The organism is Limimaricola cinnabarinus, from assembly GCF_047631075.1.
GTDB lineage: Bacteria > Pseudomonadota > Alphaproteobacteria > Rhodobacterales > Rhodobacteraceae > Limimaricola > Limimaricola cinnabarinus.
In genome coordinates this window covers 105456-117635 of sequence record NZ_JBLHYX010000007.1, presented here as the reverse complement: position 1 = coordinate 117635, position 12180 = coordinate 105456, and the positions used below count along the sequence as shown (strand labels likewise).

14 protein-coding genes, 1 tRNA gene and 1 pseudogene are annotated in these 12180 nt (G+C 69.1%); 9 read left to right on the top strand and 7 right to left on the bottom strand.

Annotated features, from left to right (window positions below; genetic code table 11):
• Positions 1 to 28: 28 nt before the first annotated feature.
• Positions 29 to 757, bottom strand: coding sequence for a GNAT family N-acetyltransferase (locus ACJASC_RS07865; protein ID WP_415144970.1), 729 nt, complete (start codon positions 755 to 757; stop codon positions 29 to 31).
• A 65-nt stretch (positions 758 to 822) separates the two neighbouring features.
• Here ACJASC_RS07865 and msrB point away from each other — a divergent pair, with 65 nt between their 5' ends.
• Positions 823 to 1233 (top strand): peptide-methionine (R)-S-oxide reductase MsrB, encoded by a 411-nt coding sequence (gene msrB, locus ACJASC_RS07860; protein ID WP_021692998.1) that lies wholly within the window; start codon positions 823 to 825, stop codon positions 1231 to 1233.
• Between the two features lie 8 nt (positions 1234 to 1241).
• Here msrB and bamE read toward each other — a convergent pair whose 3' ends face one another.
• On the bottom strand, positions 1242 to 1712 hold the full coding sequence (gene bamE / locus ACJASC_RS07855; protein WP_045319718.1) for an outer membrane protein assembly factor BamE domain-containing protein: 471 nt from the start codon (positions 1710 to 1712) through the stop codon (positions 1242 to 1244).
• A gap of 98 nt (positions 1713 to 1810) precedes the next feature.
• Here bamE and ACJASC_RS07850 point away from each other — a divergent pair, with 98 nt between their 5' ends.
• The 8 genes from ACJASC_RS07850 (at position 1811) to ACJASC_RS07815 (ending at position 7186) form a co-directional block, all read left to right on the top strand.
• Positions 1811 to 2374 (top strand): YceD family protein, encoded by a 564-nt coding sequence (locus ACJASC_RS07850; protein ID WP_415144967.1) that lies wholly within the window; start codon positions 1811 to 1813, stop codon positions 2372 to 2374.
• Positions 2375 to 2582: 208 nt separating this feature from the next.
• Positions 2583 to 2789 carry a 50S ribosomal protein L32 gene (gene rpmF / locus ACJASC_RS07845; RefSeq protein ID WP_021693001.1) on the top strand — a complete coding sequence of 69 codons (207 nt, stop codon included), beginning with the start codon at positions 2583 to 2585 and terminating at the stop codon, positions 2787 to 2789.
• A gap of 132 nt (positions 2790 to 2921) precedes the next feature.
• The gene (gene plsX / locus ACJASC_RS07840) at positions 2922 to 3995 is read left to right on the top strand and encodes a phosphate acyltransferase PlsX (RefSeq protein ID WP_415144965.1); all 1074 of its coding nucleotides are present in this window, start codon (positions 2922 to 2924) and stop codon (positions 3993 to 3995) included.
• Entirely contained in the window at positions 3992 to 4963 is a 972-nt protein-coding gene (locus ACJASC_RS07835; protein ID WP_415144963.1) for a beta-ketoacyl-ACP synthase III, read from the top strand. The genes plsX and ACJASC_RS07835 overlap by 4 nt, the downstream gene beginning before the upstream one ends.
• A 96-nt stretch (positions 4964 to 5059) precedes the next feature.
• Positions 5060 to 5362 carry an integration host factor subunit alpha gene (gene ihfA, locus ACJASC_RS07830; RefSeq protein WP_021693004.1) on the top strand — a complete coding sequence of 101 codons (303 nt, stop codon included), beginning with the start codon at positions 5060 to 5062 and terminating at the stop codon, positions 5360 to 5362.
• 9 nt (positions 5363 to 5371) lie between these two features.
• Positions 5372 to 5908, top strand: a complete 537-nt coding sequence (locus tag ACJASC_RS07825; RefSeq protein WP_415144960.1) for a MerR family transcriptional regulator — start codon at positions 5372 to 5374, stop codon at positions 5906 to 5908.
• 67 nt (positions 5909 to 5975) lie between these two features.
• A tRNA-Pro gene (locus tag ACJASC_RS07820) sits at positions 5976 to 6052 on the top strand.
• Between the two features lie 57 nt (positions 6053 to 6109).
• Positions 6110 to 7186, top strand: a complete 1077-nt coding sequence (locus ACJASC_RS07815; protein WP_415144958.1) for a 2'-deoxycytidine 5'-triphosphate deaminase — start codon at positions 6110 to 6112, stop codon at positions 7184 to 7186.
• Positions 7187 to 7192: 6 nt separating this feature from the next.
• Here the strand turns inward: ACJASC_RS07815 and ACJASC_RS07810 are convergent.
• The 5 genes and pseudogenes from ACJASC_RS07810 to ACJASC_RS07790 form a co-directional block, all read right to left on the bottom strand.
• Positions 7193 to 7847: pseudogene (locus tag ACJASC_RS07810) on the bottom strand (GGDEF domain-containing protein).
• 965 nt (positions 7848 to 8812) lie between these two features.
• Entirely contained in the window at positions 8813 to 9439 is a 627-nt protein-coding gene (gene scpB, locus ACJASC_RS07805; RefSeq protein WP_415144956.1) for an SMC-Scp complex subunit ScpB, read from the bottom strand.
• Positions 9436 to 10227, bottom strand: a complete 792-nt coding sequence (locus ACJASC_RS07800) for a segregation and condensation protein A (RefSeq protein ID WP_415144954.1) — start codon at positions 10225 to 10227, stop codon at positions 9436 to 9438. The genes scpB and ACJASC_RS07800 overlap by 4 nt, the downstream gene beginning before the upstream one ends.
• Entirely contained in the window at positions 10227 to 11222 is a 996-nt protein-coding gene (locus tag ACJASC_RS07795; protein WP_415144952.1) for a glycoside hydrolase family 3 N-terminal domain-containing protein, read from the bottom strand. Before ACJASC_RS07795 ends, ACJASC_RS07800 begins: the two co-directional genes overlap by 1 nt.
• Entirely contained in the window at positions 11219 to 12166 is a 948-nt protein-coding gene (locus ACJASC_RS07790) for an SPOR domain-containing protein (protein WP_415144950.1), read from the bottom strand. The genes ACJASC_RS07795 and ACJASC_RS07790 overlap by 4 nt, the downstream gene beginning before the upstream one ends.
• Positions 12167 to 12180: the final 14 nt, after the last annotated feature.

Below are 12180 nucleotides of genomic sequence, written 5' to 3'. Positions count from 1 at the left end.
CGCCAGCTAGAGGGCGGCGCGCGGCTTATCAAGGGCCAAAGGCGAGAGCGCGCAGCGCCCGGGCCCGCACCGGCGGGATCGCGTCGAGATCGACCATGCACAGCACGTGCATCGTGTTCATGCGGCGGTCGATCACCGCATGGTCGCCCACCACGCCGCCCATCCCGAGATAGCTGCGCAGCAAGGGCGGCAGCGCCGCGCGCGCGACACGCGGATCGCCCGGCGACCCGGCAAGATCGCGCGTCTCTGCCGCCCGCCGTCCGGGCCGCAATTCGGGCGCGGCGAGGTGATGCGCGGCCAACCAGGCAAAGGCCGGGGCGTGCGGATCGGGATCCGTGCCGGGAAACGAGGCGCAGCCGAAGAGCATCGTCGCGTGCGTCTCGACCACCAGACGCGTCAGAACCGCAATCGCAAGGCGCAGCGTTTCGCCGTCGCGCGCCTCGGGCGCGATGCAGAACCGTCCGATCTCCATCGACCGCCCCGGCCAGCGTCCCAAGGCCGAAAGGTCATAGGCCTCGGCGCTCGCCGCCTGCGCCACAGCGCCCGGATCGAACAGGCGCCAGCGAAACGCACAGAGCGCCCGGCCCTCCCCATCCTCGATCAGAACGTGGCGACAGGCGGCGTCGAACCCGTCGGCCTCGCTGACAGCCCCGCCCAGCGTCACGAAGCAGCGTTCGCGCAAGGCCAAAGCGCGCGCCAATGCCGCGCCTTCGGCCTCGCGTGCCACCATGCGCCCGCGCGACAGGATCACGCTCATGCGTGCCCCCGCTGGCAAGTCGGGCCTTGCTGACTACATAGGGAGACGAGACCACGGAGGACCTGATGGACAAGATCGACAAGACCGACGAGCAATGGCGGGCGGAGCTGTCCGACCTCGAATACAAGGTGATGCGCAAGCACGGCACCGAGCGCGCCTTCAGCCATGACGATTTCCCGAAAGAACCCGGCACTTTCGCCTGCAAAGGCTGCGGACGGCCGCTGTTCGAGAGCCGGACCAAGTTCGACAGCGGCACCGGCTGGCCCAGCTTCTACGCGCCGCTGACGCCCGAGGCGGTCGAGGAGCAGGTGGATCGCAGCTTCTTCATGAAGCGCACGGAGGTGCATTGCGCGGCCTGCGAATCGCATCTGGGACATGTCTTTCCCGACGGCCCCGCGCCCACCGGCCTGCGCTACTGCATGAACGGCGTGGCGCTCGAGTTCAAGCCGGCGACCTCGGACGAGAGCGCGGCTTGAGCCGCGGCTCATTCGTCGTTGATCAGCGCGCTCGGGTCGAAGTTGCCCGCCGCGCCCGCCAGTTGCCGCAGGAAGGCGCCGTTCTCGACGCTATCTTCGGTGACCCGGCGGGTCAGCGGCACGATGCGCCCGTCGCTGAGGTCGAAGCGTTCGAGGTTCGACACCGCGCCCGCAGGCGAGAAGCTGATCGCCACGACTTCGCGGCTCACCTCCTCGGGGGCGAAGAAGCCGTAATGGCGAAACACCGAGCGCACGTAATAGAGGTCGTTCTCGCCGATCGCGCCCAAAGTGGTCGGCTGTCCGGCCTTCTGGATCACCGCCTCGCGGTTTTCGCCCAAGGAAATGGTGTCGAGCACCGCCTCGCCCGGCACATAGCCGTGGTAGCGCTCGGTCGGGCTGCAGGCCACGAGCCCTGCAAGCCCCGCGAGGGCTGCGCCGCGGCGAATGCCGCGGCCGATCCTGTCACGGCCGGTATCCATGCCCATCTGCGCCTGCCCCTGCTCTTGCCTCAAGCCTTTGCGGCTTCTAAAGCCGCTTACAACAACCCCATGCATCTCTTCAAGGAAGGAAGCGGACCATGCCCGAGGCGACCCCCCTGCCGCGACACGTGATCCGCCTCGGTGATCTGTCGCAGCGCCGCGATACCGAGACGCTGATCGAGCCCGACGCCCCGGCCCGCGCCGCCATCGCGGCGCGTCTGGAGATACGCGGCCTTCGCAAGCTGCGGTTTCGCGCGGTGCTGACCCCCGAGGACAATCGCGGCTGGCGGCTCGAAGGCGATCTGGGCGCGACCGTGGTGCAGGACTGCGTGGTGACGCTCGATCCGGTGACGACGCGGATCGACGAAAAGGTGATCCGCCGTTACCTCGCCGACGTGACCGAACCTGAGGCCACGGAGGTCGAGATGTCCGAGGACGACACGATCGAGCCGCTGCCCTCGGCGCTCGACATCGCCTCGGTGATGATCGAGGCGCTGGCGCTGGCGCTTCCCGATTATCCGCGCGTCGAAGGCGCTGCCGCGGGCGACCACTCGGTGGCCGAGCCCGGCGCCGAACCGATCACCGATGAGGACGTGAAGCCCTTTGCCGGGCTCAAGGGGCTGCGCGACCGCCTCAAGGGGGACGAAGACGCCGCCGACTGATACGTTTCTCTTGCTTTTCGTCGCGACCGCAGTATTTTCGCGGCCTCTTTCCATTCCACGGCTCGACAGCCCGGTTCTTATCGCCTAAGAGCGGCCGGACGTCGCGGGATGGATCCCCTGACCGGGGCCGTGTGCCCACCCGCCAGCCGGGCCGGAAACGTTTTCCGCGCCCACTTAGACTAGAGCCAGATTCCTTCGAGGTTGTGACATGGCCGTTCCGCAGAACAAGATCTCCAAGTCGCGCCGCAACCAGCGTCGGGCCCATGACGGCCTGACCGGCGCGAACCCCAACGAATGCACCAATTGCGGGGAGCTCAAGCGCCCCCACCACGTCTGCCCCTCCTGCGGCAGCTATGCCGATCGCGAAGTGATCGCGCAGGCCGCCGAGACCGAGCTGGACGACGACGCGGCGTAAGCCCGTCGCCGGGCTTTGGCGCGGGACGGGCTCGCCCCGGACCGCGCCGCCCCTCGGGGTCTTGCCCGGTTGTCTGTCGCATCGACACCGGCGCGCGCCTGAGATGACCGCGCCCAGAGCATCGGGGCCGCGATGACGGGCTTGTCCCAAGACCGATCCATCACGCTATCCATCGACGCCATGGGCGGCGATCAGGGTCCGGCCGTCGTGGCCGCTGGCGTGATCAAATTCCTTTCCTCCGACCCCGCCGCGCAGGTTCTCCTGCACGGTCAGCGCGAGATCCTCGAGCCGCTCTTCGCGGGCTCGGACGTCGCCGCACGGGTCGAGATCGTCCACGCCACCGGAGTCGTGGCGATGACAGACAAACCCAGCAACGTGATGCGCAGCGGCAAGGCCACCTCGATGTGGTCCGCGGTCGACGCGCTGCGCGATCGCCGCGCCGATGCCTGCATAAGCTGCGGCAACACCGGCGCGCTGATGGCGGTGTCGATGATCCGGCTGCGCAAGGCCGAGGGCGTCAACCGGCCCGCCATCGCCTGCCTGTGGCCCTCGCGCAATCCCAACGGCTTCAACGTCATGCTCGATGTCGGCGCCGACATCCGCGCCGATCAGGACGACCTGCTCGCCTATGCGATGATGGGCGCCTCCTACGCGCGCAACGGCCTCGGGCTCGAGCGGCCGCGCGTCGGCCTGCTCAATGTCGGCACCGAGGAGCACAAGGGCCGGGCCGAGCTCAAGGTCGCCTCCGACATGATCGCCTCGGCCGCCGATAAAGGCGATTTCGACTATGTCGGCTTCGTCGAGGGCGGCGACATCCCCTCGGCCCGCGTCGACGTGATCGTCACCGACGGCTTCACCGGCAACGTCGCGCTCAAGACCGGCGAAGGCACCGCCACGCTGATCTCGGGGCTGCTGCGCGAGGCGTTCCTGTCCTCGATCGCCTCCAAGGTCGCGGCGCTCCTGACGCGCGGCGCCATGGCCGGTCTCAAGTCGCGGATCGACCCGCGGCAGGTCAATGGCGGCGTGTTCCTCGGGCTGGGCGGCCTCGTGGTCAAGAGCCACGGCTCGGCCGACGCCACCGGCGTCTGCGCGGCGCTGAGCCTTGCCGCGCGGCTCGCGCGGTCCGATTTCTCCGAACGCCTGGCGCATCGCATCGCCGGCGTCTCGGCCCTGCATCAAGACACCCCGAAGGAGATCGAGGCATGACCATTCGCGCGGTCGTCAAGGGTGTCGGGCACTACCTGCCCGAACGGGTGATGCAGAACGCCGAGTTCGAGAGCTTCGTCGCCACCTCCGACGAATGGATCCGCTCGCGCTCGGGCATCGAGCGGCGCCACATCGCCGCCGAAGGGCAGTCGACCTCCGATCTGGCCGCCCGCGCCGCCCGCGCGGCGCTCGCCGATGCCGGGATCGAGGCGGAGACGGTCGATGCGATCATCCTCGCCACCTCGACCCCCGACCTGACCTTTCCCTCCGCCGCGACCATGGTGCAGCGCGAGCTTGGCATGACGCATGGTTTCGCCTTCGACGTGCAGGCGGTCTGCGCCGGATTCGTCTATGCGCTCACCACCGCCAACGCGATGATCCTCACCGGTCAGGCGAAACGCGTGCTCGTGATCGGGGCCGAGACCTTCAGCCGCATCATCGACTGGACCGACCGCACCACCTGCGTGCTGTTCGGCGACGGCGCGGGCGCGCTGGTGCTCGAGGCGGCCGAGGGCGATGGCAGTTCCGCGGATCGCGGCATCCTTTCAGCCGATCTCAATTCGGACGGGCGCCACCGCGAGATTCTCTATGTCGATGGCGGCGTTTCGACCGGCACCACCGGCCATCTACGCATGGAGGGACGCGAAGTGTTCCGCCACGCTGTCGAAAAGCTCGCCCAGACCGCGCATCTGTCGCTCGAGAAGGCCGGTCTCGGCCCCGAGGACATCGATTGGGTCGTGCCGCATCAGGCCAACATCCGCATCATCCAGGCCACGGCCAAGAAGCTGGGACTGTCGATGGATCGGGTCGTCGTGACGGTTCAGGATCACGGCAACACCTCGGCGGCCTCGATCCCGCTGGCCCTCTCGGTCGGACAGGCCCGCGGCCAGATCAAGCGCGGCGATCTCGTCGTCACCGAGGCGATCGGCGGCGGCCTTGCCTGGGGCTCTCTCGTGCTGCGTTGGTGATCGGCGCGGCGTCGCTGCAACAGTGCCATCCATCCACTTGAGATTGACTTGAAATTGCCCCTGCCCTTAAGGTTGCGGAAGTTCAGGGAGATCAAAATGGCGGACAAGACTTTGACGCGGATGGATCTTGCCGAGGCCGTGCACGAAGAGGTGGGGCTGTCTCGCAATGACAGCGCCGAACTGGTCGAGACGGTGCTGGGTCACATCTCGGACGCGCTGGTGGCGGGCGAACAGGTCAAGATCAGCTCTTTCGGCACCTTCTCGGTGCGCGACAAGGCCGCGCGCATCGGCCGCAACCCCAAGACCGGGGAAGAGGTGCCGATCCACCCGCGCCGGGTTCTCACCTTCCGCTCTTCGCATCTGATGAAGGACAAGGTCGCTTCGGGCAACAAGGGCTGAGTCAGGTAAATGGCGAAATCGGCCCACGCCTTCCGCACCATCGGTGAGGTTTCGGAGGTGCTCGACACCCCGGCGCATGTGCTGCGATTCTGGGAGAGCAAGTTCGCGCAGGTGCGGCCGGTCAAACGGGCGGGCGGGCGGCGCTATTACCGGCCCGAGGATCTGGCGCTGCTATGCGGGATCAAGGCGCTGCTGCATGATCAGGGCATGACCATCAAGGGCGTGCAGAAACTGTTGCGCGAAAAGGGCGCGCGCCATGTCGCCGATCACGGCCTGCCCGCCGCCGCGCCCCAACCCTCCCGCCCGCGCCTCGTCGCTGGCGCCGCGCCCGTTGAGGATGCGGTCCTCGTGCTCGATCGCGAGGAAGACCCGGCACAAGGGGCCGCGACCGCCCTGCCCCGATCGCGCGCCGCCTCGCCGCTTGCGGCTGTTCTGTCCGCCGATCCGACTCATCTGGCGACGCGCGCGGCGCGGATCGCGCCGCTGCTGCGGCGTCTGGAATCTCTACGCCTGCGCATGATCGCCGCTCGTGATCGCCCGCTCTGAAAACCTGAAATTTTTTGCGCAAATCGGCTTGCTCCCGCCCGCCGTATGGGGCATTAGCAGCCTCAGTCGGGCTATAGCGCAGCCTGGTAGCGCGTCCGTCTGGGGGACGGAAGGTCGCAGGTTCGAGTCCTGCTAGCCCGACCATTTATGACCGCCCGCCGCCTCAAAGCGGCGGGCGTCGTCATGTCAGAGGAGCCGACCGTGACCGGAGTTCTGCCCCGCCAGGGGATCGCCGCGCTGATCGAAACCGGTGCCATCTCGGCCTCCGAACCGATCGATCCCACCCAGATTCAGCCCGCCAGCCTCGATCTGCGGCTTGGCCGCATCGCCTACCGGGTGCGCGCCTCGTTCCTTACGGGCAATGGCCGCCGGGTCGCGGACCGGATCTCCGAATTCGAGATGCACCGCATCGATCTCGATGGCGGCGCGGTGCTCGAAAAGGGCTGCGTCTACGTGGTGCCGCTGATGGAGCGGCTGGCCCTGCCGGAGGGCGTTCAGGCCGTCGCCAACGCCAAGAGCTCCACGGGGCGGCTAGACCTGCTGACGCGTCTCATCACCGATGGCGGCACCGAATTCGACCGGGTGGCCCCCGGCCATGACGGCCCGCTCTATGCCGAGATCTGCCCGCGCAGCTTCTCGGTGCTGGTCCGGCCGGGCATGAAGCTCAACCAGATCCGGTTTCGCGGGGGCCAAGCGGTGCTCGACGACGCGCAGCTTGCTGCGCTGCACGCCCAAGAGCCCCTGGTGACCGGCGAGGCGCTCATTTCCGAGGGGCTGGGCTTTTCGGTCGACCTGTCGCCCGAGCTTGCGGCCTGCGCGGGGTTTCGCGCCAAGCCGCATACCGGGGTGATCGATCTCGACCGCATCGACCATTACGACCCGGCCGAGTTCTGGGAGGTGGTCACGGCGGCACATGGCCGGATCATCCTCGACCCCGGCGCCTTCTATATCCTCGTCAGCCGCGAATCCGTCACCATCCCGCCCGCCTATGCCGCCGAAATGGCGCCCTACCTCGCCATGGCGGGGGAATTTCGGGTGCATTACGCCGGGTTCTTCGACCCCGGTTTCGGCTATGCCGAGGCGCGGGGCAAGGGATCGCGCGGGGTGCTCGAGGTGCGCTGCCACGAGGCGCCGTTCGTGCTCGAACATGGGCAGGTTGTGGGCCGACTGGTCTATGAGCGGATGGCCGAGACGCCCGACCGCCTTTATGGCGCCGGCATCGCTTCGAACTACCAGGGCCAGGGCCTCAAGCTTTCCAAGCAATTCCGAAGCCCCTGAGGCGTCTCAAGAGACCGTGTCGGCGGCGCGCCGGCGTCGAGGACCGGGCCGTGGTGCCCTGCCCTGAGCGGTGTTCGACTCCTCGCAGGGTGAGGCATCCGAGCCTGCTTCGAGGGTTGGCAAGCGCGGCTCGACCCGGTTGCGACCTGCGTTCTTGGCACGGTAGAGCGCGGCGTCGGCGCGCGAGATCGCCGCGTCGAGCGTCTCCTCGCCCGTCAACATCTCGGCGCAGCCGATCGAAGCGGTGACCGGCATGGAGCCATCAGGCAGCGACAGTCTGTCCTCGAAGCAACGGCGCACCCGCTCGGCCAGCGCGATCGCCCCGGTCAGCCGCGTGGTGGTGAGGATCAGCAGGAATTCCTCCCCGCCCCAGCGCGGCAAGGTCCGACCGCCGCAGCCAGCGCGGCAGCAGATGTCCCACCTCGCACAGCAACCGGTCGCCTGCGGCATGGCCATAGCGATCATTCACCGATTTGAACCGGTCGATGTCGATCAGCACCACGGCGAGGCCGGTCCCCTCGCGCTGCGCGGCGGCGATCGCGCGGCTGGCAAAGACGTCGCAGGCCCAGCGGTTGGACAGCCCCGTCAGCGCGTCCGTCACCGAAAGCCGCTCCAGCGTCGCCTGCTGCCGCTGACGGGTGTTTTCCGTGCCGGCCAGCATAGCGACGGTCGAGATCAGCCCCGCGATGGCCAGCACCAGCATCACGGTCGTGAACAGCGGCGCGGCGGTGATCCATTGGGCGGGGTGCAGTTGCAACAGCAGCAGCCCGCCGATCCAGAACCCGCTGAGTGCCAGAAGAAGCTGACGGCGCAGCAATCGCGAGACCGCGCTGTCGGAGAGCAGGAGACGCAGCGCCAGAGGATCGATGTGCCGCCCCACCGTGGCCAGCATCAGCAGCAGCGCGATCAACGTGGTGATGGGGGACATGCCGCCAAAGGCCGGGTGCAGCGCGTAGCTGTACGCAACGATCACCGTGCAGCATACGCCAAAGGCGGCGACGATGGCAGCCATGCCGAGGGCCGATCGGTGACCCAGCAGAATGGCGAGAGCGATCGCGGCGAAGGTGCCGAGAGAATTGAAGCCCATCGCGGTTTCCCCGCGAGGGGCCGAATCCCACGTGAACATCCCGAGCCATTGCCCCACCGGCATCGGGGTCTCGAGCCAGAGCAGTTCGATTCCGCGCAGCCCCAGAAGCGCCGCCGCCAGCGAGGCCAGGGCGAATTCAAACCTGCGGTTCGACGCGCACCGCCCCAGCGCCAGCAAAAGCGCGGTCAGCGCGGTCAGGGGATGGGTGCCGCCCCCCTCCTCCACTGGCAGATACAGCATGCGCAGGTCCAGCAGGTAGCCCGCCAAGGCCAGACAGCAGATCCCCGCCGCGGCGGCGGCGAAGCGAAAACGCAACCGCTCGAACCGGCGGATGATACGAATCGCGCTCCGGACCTCGCCGAAATTGCGCGCCGAAAGCTGTCGGGCCGTATCGATGGTCATGGTCATGGTCCCGCTCTGGTCGCCGACGCATTGCGGAACGCAACGTTCATCGGTCTCAGGACAAGATGGGCCAATCTACTTAAAGCATCATTGACGAAGTCTCCGACCGGGGTCGGCCCTGCGCCGTCGGCATGAGATCAGTCTCCGAAAAGACTGTCCTGCGCCTCGCCCTCATCTTCCTGCCCCCCCGCCTGTGGCGGCGGACGATTCTCGAGCAGGCCCGCCGCGCGCAATTCGCGCAACCCCGGCAGGTCGCGGGCGCTCGACAGGCCGAAATGGTCGAGAAAGGCTTCGGTCACGACGAAAGTCACCGGCCGTCCCGGCGTCATCTTGCGCCGGCCGAGCCGGACCCAGCCCATCTCGACGAGCTGGTCGATGGTGCCGCGGCTCACCGATACGCCGCGGATCTCCTCGATCTCGGCGCGGGTGCAGGGCTGATGATAGGCGATGATGGCGAGGGTCTCGGTCGCGGCCCGGCTGAGCTTGCGGGTCTCGACCGTGTGCCGTTCGAGCAGATGCCCCAGATCCGGCGCGGTGCGAAAGGCCCAAGCCTCGCCCACACGGCACAGCTCGATGCCGCGCCCTTGATACAGCGCGCGCAGATCCTCGATCGCGCCGGCCAGATCCGTGCCCTCCGGCAGGCGGCGCGCCATCTCGGCCGTTCCCAGCGGCTCGGCGCTGGCGAACAGCATCGCCTCGATCATCCGGGCGGCCTCGGCGCGCGGCGGCGCGTCGAACTGGGCGGGCTCGGGGCTTTGGGTCATGCGCGGTCCTTCCGGCGGATCTCGATGCGGGAGAAGCTCTCGTTCTGACGGATCTCGATGCGGCCTTCCTTGGCCAGTTCGAGCGAGGCCGCGAAGGTCGCGGCGGTGGCCGAGCGGCGGCGCTTGGGCGCCACGTGCCAGTCCTCGGGCAGATAGGCCGAGATGTCGGCCCAGTCGGCTGCGTCGCCCACGAGGCTGCGCAGCCGGTCGAGCGCCTGCTCCATCGTCATCAGGTCGCGCCGGTCCATCACGAAGGGGCGAAACTCGTCGCGGGTCTTCACGCGGGCATAGGCCTGCATGAGGTCGAGCAGGCTGGCGTGATGCACGGCCGAGCGATGCACGGTCACGGCCTCGGCCGCGCCCCGCGCAAAGACGTCCCGCCCGAGCCGGGGCCGCGCCATCAGCGCCGTGGCCGCCTCGCGCATCGCCTGCAGGCGTTCGAGCTGGAACGCGAGATGGGCGGCGAGGTCCTCGCCCGACGGCTCGTCGCCTTTGGGATCTGGCGGCAGCAGCAGGCGCGACTTGAGAAAGGCCAGCCAGGCCGCCATCACGAGATAATCTGCAGCCAGCTCGATCCGCAGCAGCCGCGCGCGTTCGACGAAGACGAGGTACTGCTCGGCCAGAGCGAGGATCGAGACCTGCCGCAGGTCGACCTTCTGGCTGCGCGACAGCACCAGGAGCAGGTCGAGCGGCCCCTCGAAGCCCTCAACGTCGACGATCAGCGCCTCGGCGTTGCGGCGCTCCTCGACCGTGGCGCGTGCGGCCTCGATGTCCCGCCCGCCATCCATCAGGTGTCCTCGCCGGTGAGCGCGCCCAACTCGTCGCGCAGCGCCTCGATATCGGCAAGCTCTGGCATTCGGCGCTGCGCCAGCGCCGCCTCGGCGCGCCGTGCCGCATCCGGCCCCATCGCGCCGCAGGCCGCGACCACGGCCTCCATCTCGTCGCGCTCGCCGTTGCAGTGCAGCACCACGTCGCAGCCCGCCGCGATGCTGGCGGCCGCGCGCGCGTCGATGTCGCCCGAAAGCGCCTCCATCGACAGATCGTCGGTCATCAAGAGCCCGTCGAAGCCGATCTCCTCGCGGATCATCCGCATCGCGCGCGCCGAGGTGGTCGCGGGCCGGTCGGGATCGACGGCGTCGAGCACGATATGAGCAGTCATGCCCATCGCCATGTCATTGAGCGCCGCGAAGGGCGCGAAATCGCGGTCGCGCAGATCGTCGAGCGGCACCGAGACGCGGGGCAGCGCCTTGTGGCTGTCGACGCTGGCGCGGCCATAGCCGGGGATGTGCTTGAGCACCGGCAGCACGCCGCCCGCCAAAAGCCCCTCGGCGGCGGTGCGGGCCGCCGCGACGACGCCCTCCACCGTGTCGCCATAAAGACGGTTGCGCAGGATGTGATGGGTCTGCGGCTCCACCAGATCGGCCAGCGGCGCGCAGTTCACGTCGATGCCGACCTCGTGCAGATCCGCCGCGATGAGCCTGTGGCGCAGCCATTGCGCACGCAGCGGGTCGGAGGCGCGCCGCATCTGGTCGAGCGCGGGCAGATAGGCGTGCCAGTGCGGCGGCCGCATCCGCTGCACCCGCCCCCCCTCCTGATCGATCAGGATCGGCGCGTCGCGGCCCACCGCGTCCCGCAGATCGCCCGTCAGGCGGCGCAGCTGGTCCGGCGTATCGATGTTGCGCGCGAACAGGATATAGCCCCAAGGGTCGGCGTCGCGGAAGAACGCGGCCTCGTCCGGACCGAGCCGCAGCCCTTCGGGCCCGAGGATCGCGGCGGCGGTCATCGCACCACCACGGGAATGCAGGCGGCGTCCTCGGCGACCAGCGCCGAGCAGAAGCGCCGCGCCTCGGCCAGATCGGCAAAACCGGTGGCGCGCAGCCGGAAGAAGGTGCGTCCGCCGCTCACCGCCTCCTGCACCAGCCGGTCGTGGCCCGACATCAGCTCGCCGAAGCGGCCCGCGAGGCGCGCCCATTCCTGCCCGGCCACCTCGGGGCTCTCGAAGGCGCCGAGTTGCACGAGGCTGGTGCCGGGCGCGATGTCCCCGGTGCTGACCGCCACGGGGGCGATCTGCGGCTCGGGCGCGGGGGCTGCGGCGGCGGCCATGGCGGTGGCGGGGCGCAGCGCGTTGGGGCGCAGCGCCGGGCGCGCGGGCGCGCCTGACCCAGAGGGGGCCAGCGCCGGGTCGGCGGCGGCGATCACAGAAGGGTCGGGTCCGGCGATGGTGCCCGGCGCGGGCGGCTCCACCGCGCCCAGCGGCGCGGCCCCCGCCGCGAGGCTGTCGGCCAGCGCCGCCACGTCGTCGACCGACATCGGCTTGGTCGGGTCGAACGCTGGCGGCACCTGCGCGAGATCCTGGCCCGCGCGCAGCTCGTCCGCCTCGGCGGTGGGCTGCACCAGCAGGTCGTCCTCGGTGAGGCCCGGCGGCTGCGGCGCCAGAACCAGCCGCTCCTCGGGGCCCGCCGCCTCGCCCATCGCGGCGATGTCGTTCACCGCGAGCCCCTTGTGCAGCGCGATCTCGCCGCCCGGCTCTTTGGGGGCGGCGCGCATCGGGCCCTGCATGGCACGCACCACCGGGATGCCCGTGACGTCACGCATCCACAGCTTGTAGCCCCAGACACCGATGCCCAACACGAGGGCCAGCGACACGATGGCCCCCGCATAGCGGAACATCAGCGCCATCCCGGCCGCCAGTCGGCCGGGGCCCTGTGGATCGCTCGGTTGTGCCATTCCCAGCCTCTCTG

Excerpts from the sequence above, each read along its gene's own strand:
- ACJASC_RS07825 (WP_415144960.1), top strand. The coding sequence starts at position 5,372 with ATGGCGAAATCGGCCCACGCCTTCCGCACCATCGGTGAGGTTTCGGAG.
- scpB (WP_415144956.1), bottom strand. The coding sequence starts at position 9,439 with ATGACCCAAAGCCCCGAGCCCGCCCAGTTCGACGCGCCGCCGCGCGCC.
- msrB (WP_021692998.1), top strand. The coding sequence starts at position 823 with ATGGACAAGATCGACAAGACCGACGAGCAATGGCGGGCGGAGCTGTCC.
- ihfA (WP_021693004.1), top strand. The coding sequence starts at position 5,060 with ATGGCGGACAAGACTTTGACGCGGATGGATCTTGCCGAGGCCGTGCAC.
- ACJASC_RS07790 (WP_415144950.1), bottom strand. The coding sequence starts at position 12,166 with ATGGCACAACCGAGCGATCCACAGGGCCCCGGCCGACTGGCGGCCGGG.
- ACJASC_RS07850 (WP_415144967.1), top strand. The coding sequence starts at position 1,811 with ATGCCCGAGGCGACCCCCCTGCCGCGACACGTGATCCGCCTCGGTGAT.
- ACJASC_RS07795 (WP_415144952.1), bottom strand. The coding sequence starts at position 11,222 with ATGACCGCCGCCGCGATCCTCGGGCCCGAAGGGCTGCGGCTCGGTCCG.
- ACJASC_RS07800 (WP_415144954.1), bottom strand. The coding sequence starts at position 10,227 with ATGGATGGCGGGCGGGACATCGAGGCCGCACGCGCCACGGTCGAGGAG.
- ACJASC_RS07835 (WP_415144963.1), top strand. The coding sequence starts at position 3,992 with ATGACCATTCGCGCGGTCGTCAAGGGTGTCGGGCACTACCTGCCCGAA.
- bamE (WP_045319718.1), bottom strand. The coding sequence starts at position 1,712 with ATGGATACCGGCCGTGACAGGATCGGCCGCGGCATTCGCCGCGGCGCA.
- plsX (WP_415144965.1), top strand. The coding sequence starts at position 2,922 with ATGACGGGCTTGTCCCAAGACCGATCCATCACGCTATCCATCGACGCC.
- ACJASC_RS07865 (WP_415144970.1), bottom strand. The coding sequence starts at position 757 with ATGAGCGTGATCCTGTCGCGCGGGCGCATGGTGGCACGCGAGGCCGAA.
- rpmF (WP_021693001.1), top strand. The coding sequence starts at position 2,583 with ATGGCCGTTCCGCAGAACAAGATCTCCAAGTCGCGCCGCAACCAGCGT.